Source organism: Alicycliphilus denitrificans K601 (assembly GCF_000204645.1).
GTDB lineage: Bacteria > Pseudomonadota > Gammaproteobacteria > Burkholderiales > Burkholderiaceae_C > Alicycliphilus > Alicycliphilus denitrificans.
Genome location: NC_015422.1, coordinates 3714747 through 3732703, shown reverse-complemented (window position 1 = coordinate 3732703; position 17957 = coordinate 3714747). Strand labels below are relative to the sequence as shown.

Below are 17957 nucleotides of genomic sequence, written 5' to 3'. Positions count from 1 at the left end.
ACGGATTGCTGCATACGATAGCCCAACCCATGTCCGCCATTTCGCAAAGCGTCGCGACGGCGCTGAACCTCGTCACCTCCGCCGATGCGGTCCTCTGGACCATCGTCGCCCGCTCCCTGTCCGTGAGCGCCACGGCCTGCGCGCTGGCCTGCGGCGCCGGCGTGGTGCTGGGCGCATGGCTGGGCGTGGCGCGCTTCGCCGGGCGCGACGGGGTGCTGACGGTGCTCAACACGCTGCTGGCCGTGCCATCGGTGGTGGTGGGGCTGGGCGTGTACCTGCTGCTGTCGCGCACCGGGCCGCTGGGCGGCCTGGGCTGGCTGTTCTCGTTCAAGGCCATGGTGCTGGCGCAGGCGCTGCTGGTGCTGCCCGTGGTCACGGCCCTCACGCGCCAGGTGGTCGAGGACGCCGAGCGCGTGCACGGCGAGCAACTGCGCTCGCTCGGCGCGGGCACGCTGCTGCGCGCGCTGCTGATCGCATGGGACGAGCGCTACGCGCTGCTCACGGTGCTGATAGCGGCGTTCGGCCGCGCCGTCTCGGAGGTGGGCGCGGTGATGATCGTGGGCGGCAACATCGACGGCTTCACGCGCGTCATGACCACCGCCATCGCGCTGGAGACCAGCAAGGGCGACCTGCCGCTGGCCCTGGGGCTGGGCCTGGTGCTGCTGGCTGTGGTGCTGCTGCTCAACGTGCTGATCGCCGTGCTGCGCCGCTGGCGCCAGCGCGTGGATGGCGCCGCCATCGGCGGCATGGCGGTGGCCGCATGAGCGTGGTGCCCGCACCCGCATGGCGCAGGGCCGCCCAGCCGCAGGACGTGCAGACCCTGGAGCCGCCGCTGTTCGCGCTGCGCGACCTGGGCGTGCGCTACGGCGCCGTGCAGGCGCTGGCCGGTGTGAACCTGCGCGTGCTGCCCGGCGAGCGCGTGGCCCTGGTGGGCGCCAACGGCAGCGGCAAGAGCACGCTGCTGCGCGTGCTGCACGGCCTGGTGCGCCCCAGCGCCGGCCAGATGCGCCGCGATGGCACGCCGCGCGTGGCCATGGTGTTCCAGCGCCCCTTCGTGCTGCGCGCCAGTGCCGTCAGCAACGTGGCCCTGGGCCTGTGGCTGCGCGGCGTGCGCTGGAAGCAGGCGCGCGCGCAGGCCGCGGCGGCGCTGCAGCGCGTGGGGCTGCAGGACGTCGTTCGGCGGAACGCGCGCACCCTCTCGGGCGGGCAGCAGCAGCGCCTGGCGTTCGCGGGCGCCTGGGCGTTGCGGCCCGACGTGCTGCTGCTCGACGAGCCCACCGCCAGCCTGGATCCGCATGCCAAGCGCGAGGTCGAGGCGCTGATGGCCGACTTCGCCGCCAGCCACGGCAGCGCCGGCCCCGCGCAGCCGCTGACCATGGTCTTCAGCAGCCACAACCTGGGCCAGGTCAAGCGCCTGGCCAGCCGCGTGGTCTACCTGGAGCACGGCCGCGTCCTGGCCGACCTGCCCGTGCACGATTTCTTCAACGGCCCGCTGCCCGAGGCCGCCCGTTTGTTCGTCAAAGGAGAGATGACATGATGCGTTTGAAGCGTTTTAGGCCTGTAGCGATTACCCAGACTGCGGTAGCAGCTATTTGTTTGATAGCTTCCTGGAGCGCGGCGGCGCAGGTCATCACCATGGCGTCCACCACGTCCACCGAACAGTCGGGCCTGTTCTCGCACCTGCTGCCCGCGTTCAAGCAGGCCACGGGCATCGACGTCAAGGTGGTGGCCGTGGGCACGGGCCAGGCGCTGGACATGGCGCGCCGCGGCGACGCCGACGTGCTCTTCGTGCACGACCAGGCGGCGGAGGAGAAATTCGTGGCCGACGGCTGGGGCGTCAAGCGCTACCCGGTCATGTACAACGACTTCATCCTCGTGGGCGGCAAGGGCGACCCGGCCGGCGTGCGGGGCAACGACATCGTCGCGGCGCTCAAGAAGATCGCCGCCGCCAACGCCGAGTTCATCTCGCGCGGCGACAAGAGCGGCACGCACGCGGCCGAGCTGCGCTACTGGAAGATCGCCAGCCCCGACGCCAAGGGCAGCGGCTACAAGGAATGCGGCTGCGGCATGGGCCCGGCGCTGAACATCGCCGCCGCCAGCGGCGCCTACGTGCTGTCGGACCGCGGCACCTGGCTCAACTTCAAGAACCGCGACAGCCTCGCCGTGCTGGTGGAGGGCGACAAGCGCCTGTTCAACCAGTACGGCGTGATGGTGGTGAACCCGGCCAAGCACCCGCACGTGAAGCAGGCCGAGGCGCAGAAGTTCGTCGACTGGGTGACGTCGCCCGCGGGCCAGGGCACGATCGCCGCCTACAAGATCAACGGCGAGCAGCTGTTCTTCCCGAACGCCGGCAGCAATTAGGCAAGGTCCGGGGCCGCGGCCTATCCCTTTGGCGAGCGGAAGGACAGCAGCGACTGCCCGGACGGCAGGGTGTCCGGCTCATAGGCCCAGGAACGGTCGAGCAGTTTCTCGATGATCGTTTTCTTGATCTCGTCCGCGCTCGTCATCGTCTCGGCGATGCGTTGCGACATCAATATGCTGTGGTTGTACAGCTGGCGGTTGTAGAAGTAGGTGAGTTGCCGGACCGAGCTGCGGTAGACCCAGAGGAAAAGTGCCGAGATGACCTCGATGATCGCGCCGGAAATGATGATGAGCGTGCTGATGTCGGTATCGAGGGGGCGCAGGCCGAACCGGTCCAGGTCCACCACGCGGATGATGATGCCGCCCAGGATCACAGCGAACCCGATCCACATCGCGATGATGCTGTACCGGAAGCTTCTCTGCGTCTGGGTGAGCCCTATCGCGTAGTAGGACTCCAGCTGCACCCTGCTGTACCGAAGAAGCGGCACGAGCCCGCTTTGGTCCTGCTTCGCAAGCTCGTCCTCGGCATTGGATTGCAGCGAGCTTCCGCGTTCCAGGACGAGCCTGACTTTCTTGGTGGCCTCGTCCGTGTAGACCTCCACGACATATGCCGTCGCGATGAATGCGCCGATGAGTGCATAAATGGGAAGAAAGGCAATAAAAAATACCCCGAAGAACCCGGGGACGCTTCTCAGCGTGAATTCCGCGAAAGACCAGTCCCAGACCTTCGGCAGCCAGAGAAACCATGCGAACCAGGTAAGGGCCATGGCCACGGGAAAAAGGCACACGCAAAATACCAGGGCCGCATTGCGCAGCACCGGTCTCGTCGCCAGCACCAGCTGGAATTTATCGAGCCCCGTGGTTTCCTGTGGCTTGGGCCGGCCCGGTTCCCCGCTTTCCTCGGCCGGTGCGGCCGGCTCGGCCGCCGCGCCATTCGTGGTGGTATTCATGGATCACCTCCTGTACGCAAATGCCAGGAAACCGGCCCGAAACGGGGGCGCAAGGAACGCCCACAGCCTACGCCAAAGACGCGGCGCTGAGAAGGACTGCGCAGGGGCGCAGCCTCAATCGACCAGCGCCACGCCCTTGACCTGCGCCCACACCGTCTGCCCCTCGGCCAGCGCCAGTTCGGTGCATGAGTGCCGGGTGATGCGCGCGAGCAGCACCGTGCCGCCCGCGTCCAGCCGCACCAGCACCTGGCCCGGGCTGTCGTCGGCCAGCGTGGTGATGCGCGCGGGCAGCAGGTTCAGGATGCTGCTGCCCTGGGCCTGGGCGAGCGCGATGCTCACGTCGCGCGCGGGAATGCGCAGGCGCACGCGCTCGCCCACGGCGCGCGCGCGGGAGCTGACGAGGCGCAGCAGGCCGCCCCCGAACTGCGCCGTGAGCAGGTGGTCGCGCGCATCGTGCGCCGTCACGCGCGCCTCGACCAGCGCGGCGGCCGCATCGCCATGCGCGAAGGGCAGGTCCAGCCGCGCCATCAGTGTGGCGGGCGTGCCCTGCTCGACCACGCGTCCGTTCTCGAGCAGCACCAAGTGCGAAGCCAGGCGCGCCACCTCGTCGGGCGAGTGGCTCACGTAGAGCACGGGAATGTCCAGGCCGCGCTGCAAGCGCTCCAGGTAGGGCATGACCTCGGCCTTGCGCGCGGCGTCCAGCGCGGCCAGGGGCTCGTCCATCAGCAGCACGCGCGGGCTGGCGGCCAGGGCGCGCGCAATGGCCACGCGCTGGCGCTCGCCGCCCGACAGCGTGTGCGGCATGCGCGAGAGCAGCGCGCCCAGGCCCAGCAGCTCCACGGCCTGCTCCAGCGACACGTGGCGGCGCGCGGGCGGCTGGCGGCGCAGGCCGTATTCCATGTTGCGCCGCACGTCCAGGTGCGGGAACAGGCTCGCTTCCTGGAACACGTAGCCCAGCGCGCGCCGGTGCGTGGGCAGCCACTGGCCGGCGGCGCTGTCCTGCCAGGTTTCGCCGTTGACCTGCACGCGGCCCTCGGTGCGCTCCAGCCCCGCCACGGCGCGCAGGCACGTGGTCTTGCCGCAGCCCGAGGGGCCGAACAGCGCCGTCACGCCGGTGCCGGGCAGCCGCAGGTCCACGTCGAGCGTGAAGTCCGGGCGCGAAACGAGCAGGCGGGCGTGGATGCCGCTCATCGCGCCCCCTTGGGCTGCAGCCAGTGCAGCAGCATGAGCACGACGAACGAGAACGCCACCATGCCGCCAGCCAGCCAGTGGGCCTGGGCGTACTCCATGGCCTCCACGTGGTCGTAGATCTGCACCGACACCACGCGCGTCACGCCGGGAATGTTGCCGCCGAGCATGAGCACCACGCCGAACTCGCCCACGGTGTGCGCGAAGCTCAGGATGGCGGCGGTGACGAAGCCCGGGCGCGCCAGCGGCAGGGCCACGGTGAAGAAGCGGTCCAGCGGGCCCGCGCCCAGCGTGGCCGCCACCTCCAGCGGGCGCCGGCCCAGGGCCTCGAAGGCGCGCTGCAGCGGCTGCACCGCGAAGGGCAGGGAATACACGATGGAGCCGATCACCAGCCCCGGAAAGGTGAACGGCAGCCGCCCCAGCCCCAGCGATTCGGTCAGGTGCCCGATGGGCCCGTTGGGCCCCATGGTCACCAGCAGGTAGAAGCCGATCACTGTGGGCGGCAGCACCAGCGGCAGCGCCACCACCGCGCCCACCGGCCCGCGCCAGCGCGAGCGCGTGTGCGCCAGCCACCAGGCCAGCGGCGTGCACAGCGCCAGCAGCAGCACGGTGGTGGTGCCGGCCAGCTCCAGCGTGAGGGTGATGGCGGCCCAGTCCTCGGGGCTCAGGAAAGAAGGGATCAATTGCTATTGAAGCGGGAGCTGCCAGCGCCTGCCATTCCTTGGTTTCAGGTACGAATCATAATGAAACCAAGAAAAGAAAGGCGTAAGGCGCTATCAAAATGAGTAGCCGTAGGACTTGATGACGGCGCGGGCCTTGGCGCCGCGCAGGTAGTCCATGAGCGCCGCGGCGGCCGCGTTGCCCTGGCCGGGCTTGAGCACGATGGCGTCCTGGCGGATGGGCCCGTGCAGGTTGCCGGGCACCACCCAGGCCGAGCCCTCGCGCAGCTTGCCGTCCTCCGTGACCTGCGAGAGCGCCACGAAGCCCAGCTGCGCGTTGCCCGATGCGGCGAACTGGTAGGTCTGGCCGATGTTCTCGCCGGTGACCACGCGCGGCTGCACCTGGGCCGTGAGGCCCAGCTTGTCCAGCGTCTGCATGGCCGCCAGGCCGTAGGGCGCCAGCTTGGGGTTGGCGATGGCGATGTGCTGCCAGTCGGTCTTCTGCAGCACCTTGCCCTCGGCGTCCACGTAGCCGGGCTGCTTGCTCCACAGCACCAGCTGGCCGATGGCGTAGGTGAAGCGCGTGGCGCCCTCGCCCAGGCCTTCCCTGGCGATCTTCTCGGGCGTGCTGTCGTCGGCTGCCAGCAGGATGCCGAACGGCGCGCCGTTCTTGATCTGCGCGTAGAACTTGCCCGTGGCGCCGAACGAGAGCACGGCCTTGTGGCCCGTGTCCTGCTCGAACTGCGCGGCGATCTTCTGCATGGGCGCGGTGAAGTTGGCGGCCACGGCCACCGAGACTTCGCCGGCATGGGCGCCGGGCAGCATCAGGGCGGCCAGGCCCAGGGCGGACAGCGTGCGGTGCAGGAGGGGGGGATGGTTCATGGGATCGGCCTCGCTATTACCAATGTGAATAGCGGACGAGTATAGGCGAGCGCCTGGCGGACGGGCATGATGCACCTCATGCAATCACCCGTTTCGTTCAAGGATGCGCTGGGCCACGGCATGGCTGACAAGCGCATCGACATCCTGCGCCAGATCGGGCAGGGCGGCTCCATCTCGCAGGCCGCGCGCGCCGTGGGCGTGAGCTACAAGGCCGCATGGCAGGCGCTGGACACGCTCACCAACCTGGCGGGCGTGGCGCTGGTGGAGCGCGTGGTGGGCGGCGTGGGCGGGGGCGGCGCGCGGCTCACGCCCGCGGGCCGGCAGCTGCTGGCCACGGCCGATGCCGTGCAGCAGGCGCGCTCCGCGGTGCTGGTGGGGCTGGGCGAGGGGGGCGATGCGGATGCGGCCGTGGCGCGCCTGTCGGTGCGCACCAGCATGCGCAACCAGTGGCCCTGCACCGTGCAGGCCATGGAGTCCCGCGGCCAGATCGTGCGCGTGCACCTGCGCGGCGCGGTCGGCGCGGTCGCGGGGCTGGCCGTGTGCTCGCGCATCACGCGCGAGAGCGCCGAGCTGCTGGGCCTGCGCCCGGGCCTACCCGTGCAGGCCCTGTGCAAGGCCACGGCGGTGCACGTCCTGCCACTCGCGGCGGCCGGGGCCGCGCAGGACGGCAACCGGTGGCCGGGGCGGGCCGTGCGCGTGTCGCGCGGGGAGCTTGGCGACGAGGTGGCCGCGCAGCTCGATGCCGGCGTGCAGATGGTGGGCTTCGCCGCCGCGGGCTCGGGCCTGCGCGCGCGCTCGCGCGTGGTGCTGGCGGCCGAGGAGTCGGCCATCGTGCTGGCCGTCGTCTGACTACCACAGTATGGGTGGCTCTTTCACGATCCGTAGCAGCTTAGGCGTTTGTACGTAGGCATTTCTCCCGTTCATGATGGCCGAATTCGCCTTTTACGATGCAGCGCAACATAAACATGGAGACGGGGCCTGCCGCGCGTGCGCGGCGCGTGTCCGGTGGCAATGAGCGACGTCATACTGAAAACTTCCCACCTCACCAAGGAGTTCAAGGGCTTCACGGCGGTCAGCGACGTGAATCTGTCCGTGCGCCGTGGCTCCATCCATGCCCTGATCGGGCCCAACGGCGCGGGCAAGACCACCTGCTTCAACCTGCTGACCAAGTTTCTGGTGCCGACCTCGGGCACGATCCATTTCAACGGCCACGACATCACGCACGAGCAGCCGGCGCAGATCGCGCGGCGCGGCGTGATCCGCTCGTTCCAGATCTCGGCCGTGTTCCCGCACCTCACGCTGATGGAGAACGTGCGCCTGGGCCTCCAGCGCAAGCTGGGTACGAGCTACCACTTCTGGCGCAGCCAGAGCAGCCTGAACCAGTTGAACGGGCGCGCCCTGGAGCTGCTGGCCGAGGTGGGCCTGGAGGACCTGGCCGACGAGGTCACGGTCAACCTGCCCTACGGCCGCAAGCGCGCTCTCGAGATCGCCACCACGCTGGCCATGGAGCCCGAGCTCATGCTGCTGGACGAGCCCACGCAGGGCATGGGCCACGAGGACGTGGACCGCGTCACGCAGCTCATCAAGAAGGTCTCGGCCGGGCGCACCATCCTCATGGTGGAGCACAACATGAAGGTCATCGCGACCATCGCCGATTGCATCACGGTGCTGCAGCGCGGCGCCGTGCTGGCCGAAGGGCCGTACGAAGAAGTCTCGAAGAACCCGCAAGTCATGGAAGCGTACATGGGCACGACCGACGGCCAACTGCAGGGGGCGCACTGACATGGCGACGCCCGCACTGGAAATCCGCAACCTACAGGCCTGGTACGGCGAGTCGCACGTGCTGCACGGCGTGGACATGCTCGTGCAGCCCGGCGAGGTCGTCACGCTGCTGGGGCGCAACGGCGCCGGGCGCACGTCCACGCTGCGCGCCATCATGGGCCTGACCGGCGCCCGCAAGGGCTCGATCAGGATCAACGGCCAGGAAACCATCGCCATGCCCACGCACCGCATCGCGCACCTGGGTGTGGGCTATTGCCCCGAGGAGCGCGGCATCTTCTCCAGCCTGTCGTGCGAGGAGAACCTGCTGCTGCCGCCCGTGCTCAAGACGGGCACGCAGGGCATGCCGATCGACGAGATCTACGCCATGTTCCCCAACTTGGCCGAACGCAAGAACAGCCAGGGCACGCGCCTGTCGGGCGGCGAGCAGCAGATGCTGGCCGTGGCGCGCATCCTGCGCACGGGCGCCAAGCTGCTGCTGCTCGACGAGATCTCGGAAGGGCTGGCCCCCGTGATCGTGCAGGCCCTGGCGCGCATGATCGTCATGCTGCGCGAGAAGGGCTACACCGTGGTCATGGTGGAACAGAACTTCCGCTTCGCCGCGCCGCTGGCCGACCGCTTCTACGTCATGGAGCACGGCCGCATCGCGCTGGAGTTCGGCGCGGCCGAGCTCGAAGCCAGGATGCCGGTGCTCAACCAACTGCTGGGCGTCTGAGCCGCGCCGGTTCCCCATGTTCCCATTTCTGACCCTGAAGGAGGCAACGATGCAAAAGACACTCAAGACCCTGGTGACGATGCTTGGGATGGCGGGCCTGGGCCTGTCGGCCATGCAGGCGCATGCGCAGGATAAGGTCAAGATCGGCTTCATTACCGACATGTCCAGCCTCTACGCCGACGTGGAGGGCAAGAACGGCGCCCTGGCCATCCAGATGGCCATCGACGACTTTGGCGGCAAGGTGCTCGGCAAGCCCATCGAGCTGCTCTCGGCTGACCACCAGAACAAGGCCGACATCGCCGCCAGCAAGGCGCGCGAGTGGATCGACACCCAGGGCCTGACCATGCTGTTCGGCGGCACCAACTCCGGCACGGCGTTGGCCATGGCCAAGATCGCGGACGAGAAAAAGCGCGTCTTCCTGGTCAACGGCGCGGGCTCCTCGGCGCTGACCAACGAGCAGTGCAGCCCCTACACCGTGCACTACGCCTACGACACCGTGGCCCTGGCCAAGGGCACGGGCAGCGCCGTGGTCAAGCAGGGCGGCAAGGACTGGTTCTTCCTGACGGCCGACTATGCCTTCGGCGCAGCGCTGGAGGCCGATACCGCCAAGGTGGTGAAGGAAAACGGCGGCCGCGTGCTGGGCAGCGTCAGGCATCCGCTGAACGCATCCGACTTCTCGTCCTTCCTGCTGCAGGCGCAGAACTCCAAGGCGCAGATCCTGGGCCTGGCCAACGCGGGCGGCGACACCATCAACGCCATCAAGGCGGCCAAGGAGTTCGGCATCACCAAGACCATGAAGATGGCCGGCCTGCTGGTGTTCATTACCGACATCCACAGCCTGGGCCTGAAGAACACCGAGGGCCTGCTGCTGACCACGAGCTGGGACTGGAACCTCAACGACCAGACGCGCGCGTTCGGCAAGAAGTTCTTCGCCAAGACCAAGCGCATGCCCACGGACATCCATGCCGCTGACTACTCGGCCACGATGAACTACCTCAAGGCCGTGCAGGCTGCCGGCACCACCGATGCAGACAAGGTGATGGCCAAGCTCAAGTCCACCCCGATCGACGACTTCTACGCCAAGGGCGTCATCCGCCCCGACGGCCGCTTCGTGCACGACATGTACCTGATGCAGGTGAAGTCGCCCGCCGAATCCAAGGAGCCCTGGGACTACTACAAGGTCGTGGCCAAGCTGCCAGGCGACCAGGTGTTCACCACCAAGGCCGAGAGCAAGTGCGCCTTGTGGAAGTGAACCGGGCCACGGCCCCCCGGGGCCGTACCCGGCGTTGAAGGCAAGAACATGAACGACACAGGAGACAGGACATGAAGGCGAAACTCACGACATTGGCGGCCGCCGTGCTCGGCGTCGCAGGGCTCATGGCGGCGCCGGCCCAGGCGCAGGACAAGGTCAAGATCGGCTACATCTCCGACATGTCCAGCCTCTACGCCGACCTCGAAGGCAAGTACGGGGCGACGGCCATCCAGATGGCCATCGACGACTTCGGCGGCAAGGTGCTCGGCATGCCCATCGAGCTCATGAGCGCGGACCACCAGAACAAGGCAGACATCGCCGCCAGCAAGGCGCGCGAGTGGATCGACACCCAGGGCCTGACGATGATCTTCAGCGGCACCAACTCCGGCACCGCCCTGGCGCTGGCCAAGGTCGCCGAGGAGAAGAAGCGCGTGATGATCAACAATGGCGCGGCGTCCTCGGCGCTGACCAACGAGCAGTGCACGCCCTACACCGTGCACTACGCTTACGACACCGTGGCGCTGTCCAAGGGCTCGGCCGGCGCCATGGTCGCCAACGGGGACAAGAGCTGGTTCTTCCTGACGGCCGACTACGCCTTCGGCCACGCGATGGAGGCCGATGCCTCCAAGGTGGTGAAGGACAAGGGCGGCACCGTGGTCGGAGCGGTGCGCCATCCGCTCAACGCGTCGGACTTCTCGTCCTTCCTGCTGCAGGCGCAGAACTCCAAGGCCCAGGTGCTGGCGCTGGCCAACGCGGGCGGCGACACCATCAACACCATCAAGGCGGCCAAGGAATTCGGCATCGGCAAGACCATGAAGGTGACGCCGCTGCTGGTCTTCTACAGCGACATCCACAGCCTGGGCCTGAAGAACACCGAGGGCATGCAGTTCGTCACCAGCTGGTACTGGGACATGGACGACGCCTCGCGCAAGTTCGCCGACAAGTTCATGGCGAAGACCAAGCGCCGCCCCACGGAGATCCAGGCGGCCGACTACTCGGCAACGATGAACTACCTCAAGGCCGTGCAGGCTGCCGGCACCACCGATGCCGACAAGGTCATGGCCGCATGGCGCGGCATGAAGATGGACGACTTCTTCGCCAAGGGCCAGATCCGCCCCGACGGCCGCTACGTGCACGACATGTACCTGGTGCAGGTCAAGGCGCCCAAGGAGTCCAAGGGCACCTGGGACTACTACAAGATCGTCAAGAAGCTGCCCGGCGAAGAGGTGTTCACCACCAAGGCCGAGAGCAAGTGCGCGCTGTGGAAGTAATGGCGCGCTGACCGACCCCACTCCTCCACCGTAGCGTTTGGTTCAAATGGAAATCTTTGGTGTCTCAATGCCGGCCATGTTGAGCCAGCTCCTTCTGGGGCTGGTCAATGGCTCGTTCTACGCGATCCTCAGTCTGGGGCTGGCCGTGATCTTCGGCTTGCTCAACGTGATCAATTTCGCGCATGGCGCGCTGTTCATGCTGGGGGCGCTGATCACCTGGATGGCCATGAACTACTTCGGCGTCAACTACTGGGTGATGCTGATTGCCGCGCCGCTGCTGGTGGGCGTGTTCGGCGTCGTCTTGGAGCGGCTGCTGCTGCGCTGGATCTACAAGCTCGACCACCTGTACGGCCTGCTGCTCACGCTCGGGCTGACCATGGTGATCGAGGGGGTCTTCCGCTCCATCTACGGCGTCTCGGGCCTGGGCTACGACACGCCCGAGCTGCTCGAGGGCGCGACCAACCTGGGCTTCATGATCCTGCCCAACTACCGCGCCTGGGTGGTGGTGGCCTCCATCGTGGTGTGCATCGCCACCTGGTACGTGATCGAGAAGACCAAGCTCGGCGCCTACCTGCGCGCCGGCACCGAGAACCCGCGCCTGGTCGAGGCCTTCGGCGTCAACGTGCCCGTGATGATCACGCTGACCTACGCCTTCGGCGCGGCGCTGGCGGCCTTCGCCGGCGTGCTGGCGGCGCCCGTGTACCAGGTCACGCCGCTCATGGGCCAGAACCTGATCATCGTGGTGTTCGCCGTGGTGGTGATCGGCGGCATGGGCTCCATCATGGGCTCCATTCTCACGGGCCTGGGCCTGGGCGTGATCGAGGGCTTCACCAAGGTCTTCTACCCCGAGGCGTCTTCCACCGTGGTGTTCGTCATCATGGCCATTGTTTTGCTCATCCGCCCCGCCGGCCTGTTCGGCAAAGAGAAATAAGCCGCAGGGGTGAACCACATGAACGTCAAGAAATTTGCCCCCGTCGGTTATGGCCTGCTGCTGCTCGCCCTGATCGCCGCGCCTTTCCTGGGCGCCTACCCCGTGTTCGTGATGAAGCTCCTGTGCTTCGCGCTGTTCGCCTCGGCCTTCAACCTGCTGCTGGGCTACACGGGCCTGCTGTCCTTCGGCCACGCGGCCTTCCTGGGCGGCGCGGCCTACGTGACGGGCCATGCGGTCAAGGTCTGGGGCGCCACGCCCGAGCTGGGGCTGCTCGCCGGCCTGCTGTCGGGCGCTGCCCTGGGCCTGGTGATGGGCTGGTTCACCATCCGCCGCCAGGGCATCTACGCCACCATGATCACGCTGGCCCTGGCGCAGATGCTGTTCTTCGCGGCGCTGCAGCTGCCCTTCACGGGCGGCGAGGACGGGCTGCAGGGCGTGCCGCGCGGTAAGCTCTTCGGCGTGCTGGACCTGTCCAGCGACATGACCATGTACTACGTGTGCCTGGTCATCGTGGTGCTGGCCTTCCTGCTCATCGTGCGCACCATCGACTCGCCGTTCGGCCAGGTGCTCAGGGGCATCAAGGAGAACGAGCCGCGCGCCACCTCGCTGGGCTACGACACCAACCGCTTCAAGCTGCTGGCCTTCGTGATCTCGGCCGCCATCGCGGGGCTGGCCGGCGCGCTCAAGACGCTGGTGCTGGGCTTCGCCACGCTGTCGGACGTGCACTGGAGCGCCTCGGGCCACGTGGTGCTGATGACGCTGGTGGGTGGCATGGGCACCCTGAGCGGCCCGCTGGTCGGCGCCGCCGTGGTGGTGGCGCTGGAGAACAAGATCGGCGAGCTGGGCAACCTGCTGGCCAGCCTGACGACGATCGACTGGTTCAACACCCTGGGCGAGTCGGTCACCATCGTCACGGGCCTGATCTTCGTGGTCTGCGTGCTGGCCTTCCGCCGCGGCATCATGGGCGAGATCATCGCCTGGCTGGAGCGGCGCGGCGCCGGGGGCGGCGGCTCTCATTGACCTGACTCGGCACATGACCTGGCCATGCCCTGCATGGCCTTTCTTTTTTTTCAGCGCTCAACCCAGCCGCAGCCGCTGCGCGTAGCCCGTCATCTCCAGGTAGCCGCGCCCCAGTTCGCGCCCGGCCTCGTCGCGCAGCAGGCTCAAGCCTTCCCAGTAGATCGCGCCCGTGGAGCCCCGGCTGTCGAGCTCCTGCGCGTCGAGCAGCGCCTGCACGCCGAAGCGCCCGGCGGGCGTGTCCACGCGCCACTCCACGGGGTAGAGCGCGCCGCTGCCCGGGCTGCGCCAGCGGCGCAGCGGCGTGAACAACACCGTCTGCGGGCCGAAGACCTCTGCGCGGGATTCGCCCGCGCGCCGCCAGGAGCCGCCGGCCCACAGCGCGCTGCCGTCGGCGCGCCGCAGCTGGAAGGCGGTGAGCGCGGCGCCGTCGCGCAGGTTCATGCCGATCCAGTCCCAGCCCACGGCATCGGGCGCCATCAGCGCCTCGCTCCACTCGTGGTCCATCCAGGCGCGGTTGTCGTGCGCGCCCGCGTCGGCCACGGCCATGCGGCGGCCGCCGAGCGTGATGGCGCCCGTCACCGCCAGCTGCGGCTGGCTGTAGTAGTAGCTGGCCTGCTCCGGCCCGGGCCCCTTGCGCGACAGGCCGGCATCGCCCTGCAGCAGGACGGGCTGGGTGCTGGCGCAGTCCAGCTCCAGCGCGAAGCCGTCGGCCTGGGCGCGGATCTCGTAGCGGCTCGCGCCGGGCAGGGGGGCGGGCCGGCGCAGCAGCGACCAGTCGCGCAGGCGGATGTCGGTGTCGCCCTCCAGCGCCTGCGCAATGCCGAAGCCCGCGCGCGCGATGCGCTGGTCGTGCAGTTGCCGCCCGCCCTGCACGTCGGTCAGCGCGGCATGGGCGAAGATGAGCTGGCGCGCCGCGAAGGCCGAACGCAGGCCCTGCGCGGCATCGACGCGCGAGCGGAAGAACGTGATCTGGAAGCCCCACAGCCGCCCGTCGGCGCGCGCCTGGCCGGTGATGTACCACCATTCGGTGCGCAGGTCGGGATGGCTGCCGTGGTCGCGCGGAAAGGCCAGGGTGCGCGCGGGCAGCGCGCGGGCACGCCCGCCCAGGGCGCCGAATGCGCCCAGCGCCAGCAGCGCGCGGCGGGCTATCAAGCCAGCAGCGCCCGCAGCCGCTGCTCGGCCGCCGCGCAGTCGCCCATGCAGCGCCGCACCCAGGCCGCGTCATGGTAGGTGGGCAGGTAGCGCTCGCCCGCGTCGCACAGCAGCGAGAGGATGGAGCCCTGCTCGCCGCGTGCGCGCATTTGCTGCGCCAGCGTCAGCATGGCGACGAAGTTGGTGCCGGTGGACGGCCCTACGCGCCGGCCCAGGAGCGTGGACAGCGCGCGCATGGCGGCGATGGAGTCCACGTCCTGCACCTCCTCCATGCGGTCGACCAGGGTGCGGATGAAGCTCGGCTCCACGCGCGGCCGGCCTATGCCCTCGATGCGCGAGCCGGGGGCGGTCAGCAGGGCGTCGCCCGTGCGGTGGTAGGCGCCGAACACCGAGCCGGCCGGGTCCGCCACGCACACCTGCGTGGCGTGCCGCTGGTAGCGCACGTAGCGGCCTATCGTCGCGCTCGTGCCGCCCGTGCCCGCGCCCACCACGATCCAGCGCGGGACGGGGTGGCGCTCGCGCTGCATCTGGCTGAACATGCTCTCGGCGATGTTGTTGTTGCCACGCCAGTCGGTGGCGCGCTCGGCGTAGGTGAACTGGTCCATGTAGTGGCCGCCCGTCTGCGCGGCCACGGCGTGCGCGGCCTCGTACACCTCGCCCGCGCTCTCCACGAAATGGCAGCGCCCGCCGTAGAACTCGATCAGCGCGATCTTCTCGGCCGAGGTGCTGCGCGGCATCACGGCCACGAAGGGCAGGCCCAGCAGGCGCGCGAAGTAGGCCTCGCTCACGGCGGTGGAGCCGCTCGACGCCTCGACGATGGTGGAGCCCTCGTCCACCCAGCCGTTGCACAGCGCGTACAGGAACAGCGAGCGCGCGAGGCGGTGCTTGAGGCTGCCCGTGGGGTGGGTGGACTCGTCCTTGAGGTACAGGTCGATGCCGGCCTCCGAGAACGTGGGCAGCGGCAAGGGGATCAGGTGCGTGTCGGCGCTGCGCTGGTAGTCGGCCTCGATGCGGGCGATGGCCCCGTGCAGCCAGCTGTCGTGGGCGGGAGTGGTGATGGTGGGCATGGTGCCTATTGTGCGGCCCTACCAGTCTTCCTTCACGGCCATCACCGCATCCCGCCCCGCGGCCTGGCGGCCCGCGAGCCAGGCCGTGAGCGTGCCCACCGCCACCACGGCGCCCGCCAGGGCCGCCAGGCGCGGCCAGGGCAGGGCCATGTCCATGGTCCAGTGGAAGCTCTGCGGGTTCACCACGTGCACCAGCACCGCGGCCACGGCCAGGCCCAGCAGCAGGCCGGCCAGCGCGCCCACGGCCGTCCAGGCCGCGCCCTCGCCGGCCACCACGGCCAGGATCTGCCGGCGCGTCAGGCCCAGGTGGACCAGCAGCCCGAACTCCTTGCGCCGCGCCAGCACCTGGGCGCTGAAGCTGGCCGCGACCCCGAACAGCCCGATCGCGATGGCCACGGCCTGCAGCCAATAGGTGACGGCGAAGCTGCGGTCGAAGATAGCGAGCGAGCGCGCGCGTATCGCCTCGGCCGAGGTGATCTCCAGCGCCGCGGCGGCCGCCTCGCCCAGGTTCAGGCGCGCCCGGGCCAGCACCTGGGCGCGCAGCGCATCGGCGTCCGTGCCCGGCGTGGGCCACAGCGCGAGGTCGCTGGCGCGCCGGTCGCCCGTCAGGCGCGCGAAGTCCTCGCTGTCGAGCGCGATGGCGCCGTGCTGGCGCACGTAGTCGCGCCACACGCCTGCTATGAAAAACGTAGCTTCCGGCGATTGTCCATCAAGCACTGGGGGCCTGAAAGTCTCTGAAAGAGCGGGCCAATCCGCGCCCGGCCTGGCGCCATACAGGTCGGCTGCCGCCTCGCTCACGTACACGCCCACGCGCCCCGGCGGCACGGGCAGGGCGGGGCCCACCAGTGGCAGGGCCCGGGCCGGGTCGCCTCCCAGGGGCCGCGCCAGCAGCGCCACGGCCGGGCGGCTGGCCTGCAGCTGCACGCTGCTGCTGCGCAGCGCCTGCACGCGCGCCACGCCGGGCAGCCGGGCCAGGACGTCGGTGAAGCCGGGCGGGAACACCGCGGCTTCGTCGCCGCCTGCCACGCCGGCGGCGCGCAGGTACAGCGGCGCGGGCAGCACGCTGTCGAGCCACTGGCCGACCGATCCGCGGAAGCTGGTCACCATCACCGTCAGGGCCACGGCCAGGCTCAGGGCCGCGACCACGCCGCCCACGGCCACGGCGGCGCCGGCGGGCATGCGGCGCGCGCGTTCCAGCGCCAATAAAGCCAGGGTGCTGCCCGCGGCCAGCGGCGCCAGCCGCGCGAGCAGGGCCTGCACCAGCCAGGGCAGCAGCGCCATGCCGCCGACCAGCAGCAGGCCCACCGCCACATAGGCCGCAAGCGGTATGCCGAAAATGGGTGGAACGCTTGCCAGCAAAGCGCTGGCAGCTATCAGGAAGATACCGGCCCAGGGATGGCCGGCGCGCCCGCCTTGGCTGCCCAGGCCCTTGAGCGTCTGCGCCGGCGGCAGGCGCTGCGCCTGGCGAGCCGGCCACCAGCCGCCCGCCAGGGCCGCGGCCACGCCCAGCAGGCCGTAGACCAGCGCGGCCGCCGTGCTCCACTGCAGCGTCGGCTGCACGCCCGCGAAGTAGCCCCCGCCCAGGTCGCCGCCGAGCAGCCTGAGCGCCAGTGCCGCCAGGGCCGCGCCCAGGGTGATGCCGGCCACGCTGCCCGCCAGGCCCAGGGCAGCGGACTCCAGCAGCACCAGTGCCAGCCGTTCGCGCGGCGTGGCGCCCAGCACGGCCAGCAGCGCCAACTGCGGCGCGCGCTGGGCCACGCTGAGCGCGAGCACCGAGAACACCAGGAAGGCGCCGGTGAACAGCGCCACCAGGGCCAGCACCGTGAGGTTGACGCGGTAGGCGCGCGAGAGGCTGTCCACGCGCTGCACGGCGTCCTGCGGCGCGGCGAACTGCACGCCCGCGCTCCAGCCGGGCAGGGCGGCCAGCGCGCGTTCGAGCACGGCGCGCGTACCGCCCGGGCGCAGCCGCAGGTCTATGCGTGTGAGCTCGCCCGCGCGGCCGAACAGGTCCTGTGCCGCGCCTATGTCCATCAGCACCAGCGGCGGGCCGCCCGCGGCCACCGTGCCGGCCACGCGCACGCTGTGCGTGGCCAGGCCCGCCTGTAGCGTGATCGGCGGCGTATGTGCGTCGATGGCGCCCAGGCCCAGCGCCTGCTGCGCCGCCGGGTTGAGGAACACCGTGGCCGGCGCCAGCATGGCCAGCCGGTCGCCGCCCTCGGACACGCGCGGCGCCAGGGCCGGGGCCATGGCGGGCAGCAGCAGCGTGTCGGCGCCCAGCACGCGCAGCGGCACGCCGGCGCGCGCCGCGCTGCTGCGCGCACGCACGGGCAGCTCCAGCCAGGGGCTGGCGATCTGCACCTGCGGCGCTTTCGCCACCAGGCCGTAGAGCGATTCGGGCAGCGTGCCGCGCGTGGCGCGCAGCTCCAGGTCGGGCTGGCCCTCCACCGCGCGCACGGCCTGGCTGAACTCCTCCAGCGCCGAGGCGTTGATCACGTGCACCGCGAAGCCCAGCGCCACGCCCAGCATGACCGCGGCCACGGCGGCCGCGCTGCGCCAGGGGTGGCGGCGCAGCTCGTGCCAGGAAAAGGTGCGCACAAGGGCGGGCAGCATGGGCCGATTGTGCGGCGCGATGGCGGCGCGCGCGGGTTTGCGCCACATCAAACTCCCCGGGCTCCGGGCCCTTGAACCCCCGGGGCTGGGGGCCTATATAGGGTGCAGCAGGCAGGATCC

General features: G+C 69.7%; 17 protein-coding genes. 10 read left to right on the top strand and 7 right to left on the bottom strand.

The window, feature by feature from the left end:
• Window positions 1-29 precede the first annotated feature (29 nt).
• From ALIDE2_RS17835 to ALIDE2_RS17825, 3 genes are read left to right on the top strand one after another with little or no spacing between them, the layout of a single operon-like run.
• A complete protein-coding gene (locus tag ALIDE2_RS17835; RefSeq protein ID WP_013518216.1) occupies window positions 30-764 on the top strand; it encodes an ABC transporter permease in 735 nt (244 codons plus the stop codon).
• Window positions 761-1537 carry an ABC transporter ATP-binding protein gene (locus ALIDE2_RS17830; protein WP_013722795.1) on the top strand — a complete coding sequence of 259 codons (777 nt, stop codon included), beginning with the start codon at window positions 761-763 and terminating at the stop codon, window positions 1535-1537. The genes ALIDE2_RS17835 and ALIDE2_RS17830 overlap by 4 nt, the downstream gene beginning before the upstream one ends.
• Complete coding sequence (locus ALIDE2_RS17825; RefSeq protein WP_013722794.1) at window positions 1534-2361, top strand: ABC transporter substrate-binding protein; 828 nt, start codon at window positions 1534-1536, stop codon at window positions 2359-2361. The genes ALIDE2_RS17830 and ALIDE2_RS17825 overlap by 4 nt, the downstream gene beginning before the upstream one ends.
• Window positions 2362-2381: 20 nt before the next feature.
• Here the strand turns inward: ALIDE2_RS17825 and ALIDE2_RS17820 are convergent, their stop codons facing one another.
• From ALIDE2_RS17820 to modA, 4 genes are all read right to left on the bottom strand, one after another.
• Complete coding sequence (locus tag ALIDE2_RS17820) at window positions 2382-3311, bottom strand: TRADD-N-associated membrane domain-containing protein (RefSeq protein WP_013518219.1); 930 nt, start codon at window positions 3309-3311, stop codon at window positions 2382-2384.
• A gap of 114 nt (window positions 3312-3425) precedes the next feature.
• Window positions 3426-4502: a molybdenum ABC transporter ATP-binding protein gene (modC, locus tag ALIDE2_RS17815; RefSeq protein WP_013722793.1), complete on the bottom strand. Its 1077-nt coding sequence runs from the start codon at window positions 4500-4502 to the stop codon at window positions 3426-3428.
• The gene (gene modB, locus ALIDE2_RS17810; protein ID WP_013518221.1) at window positions 4499-5182 is read right to left on the bottom strand and encodes a molybdate ABC transporter permease subunit; all 684 of its coding nucleotides are present in this window, start codon (window positions 5180-5182) and stop codon (window positions 4499-4501) included. The genes modC and modB overlap by 4 nt, the downstream gene beginning before the upstream one ends.
• A gap of 93 nt (window positions 5183-5275) precedes the next feature.
• Window positions 5276-6040, bottom strand: coding sequence for a molybdate ABC transporter substrate-binding protein (modA, locus tag ALIDE2_RS17805; protein WP_013722792.1), 765 nt, complete (start codon window positions 6038-6040; stop codon window positions 5276-5278).
• A gap of 66 nt (window positions 6041-6106) precedes the next feature.
• Here modA and ALIDE2_RS17800 point away from each other — a divergent pair, with 66 nt between their 5' ends.
• The 7 genes from ALIDE2_RS17800 to ALIDE2_RS17770 all read left to right on the top strand — a co-directional run bounded on the left by ALIDE2_RS17800 (window position 6107) and on the right by ALIDE2_RS17770 (window position 13008).
• Complete coding sequence (locus ALIDE2_RS17800; RefSeq protein ID WP_013722791.1) at window positions 6107-6889, top strand: TOBE domain-containing protein; 783 nt, start codon at window positions 6107-6109, stop codon at window positions 6887-6889.
• A 162-nt stretch (window positions 6890-7051) separates the two neighbouring features.
• Entirely contained in the window at window positions 7052-7822 is a 771-nt protein-coding gene (locus ALIDE2_RS17795) for an ABC transporter ATP-binding protein (protein WP_013518224.1), read from the top strand.
• A 1-nt stretch (window position 7823) separates the two neighbouring features.
• Window positions 7824-8534 carry an ABC transporter ATP-binding protein gene (locus ALIDE2_RS17790; protein WP_013518225.1) on the top strand — a complete coding sequence of 237 codons (711 nt, stop codon included), beginning with the start codon at window positions 7824-7826 and terminating at the stop codon, window positions 8532-8534.
• A gap of 49 nt (window positions 8535-8583) precedes the next feature.
• Window positions 8584-9786: an ABC transporter substrate-binding protein gene (locus ALIDE2_RS17785; protein WP_013518226.1), complete on the top strand. Its 1203-nt coding sequence runs from the start codon at window positions 8584-8586 to the stop codon at window positions 9784-9786.
• Window positions 9787-9857: 71 nt separating this feature from the next.
• A complete protein-coding gene (locus ALIDE2_RS17780) occupies window positions 9858-11057 on the top strand; it encodes an ABC transporter substrate-binding protein (protein ID WP_013518227.1) in 1200 nt (399 codons plus the stop codon).
• A 46-nt stretch (window positions 11058-11103) separates the two neighbouring features.
• Window positions 11104-11988 (top strand): branched-chain amino acid ABC transporter permease, encoded by an 885-nt coding sequence (locus tag ALIDE2_RS17775; protein WP_013518228.1) that lies wholly within the window; start codon window positions 11104-11106, stop codon window positions 11986-11988.
• A gap of 18 nt (window positions 11989-12006) precedes the next feature.
• Complete coding sequence (locus tag ALIDE2_RS17770; RefSeq protein WP_013518229.1) at window positions 12007-13008, top strand: branched-chain amino acid ABC transporter permease; 1002 nt, start codon at window positions 12007-12009, stop codon at window positions 13006-13008.
• Between the two features lie 57 nt (window positions 13009-13065).
• Here ALIDE2_RS17770 and ALIDE2_RS17765 read toward each other — a convergent pair whose 3' ends face one another.
• The 3 genes from ALIDE2_RS17765 to ALIDE2_RS17755 are packed head-to-tail and all read right to left on the bottom strand — an operon-like array spanning window position 13066 to window position 17885.
• Window positions 13066-14160 (bottom strand): lipocalin-like domain-containing protein, encoded by a 1095-nt coding sequence (locus ALIDE2_RS17765; RefSeq protein WP_013518230.1) that lies wholly within the window; start codon window positions 14158-14160, stop codon window positions 13066-13068.
• Complete coding sequence (locus ALIDE2_RS17760; protein ID WP_013722790.1) at window positions 14157-15227, bottom strand: PLP-dependent cysteine synthase family protein; 1071 nt, start codon at window positions 15225-15227, stop codon at window positions 14157-14159. Before ALIDE2_RS17760 ends, ALIDE2_RS17765 begins: the two co-directional genes overlap by 4 nt.
• 18 nt (window positions 15228-15245) lie before the next feature.
• Window positions 15246-17885 (bottom strand): ABC transporter permease, encoded by a 2640-nt coding sequence (locus ALIDE2_RS17755; RefSeq protein ID WP_013722789.1) that lies wholly within the window; start codon window positions 17883-17885, stop codon window positions 15246-15248.
• Window positions 17886-17957: the final 72 nt, after the last annotated feature.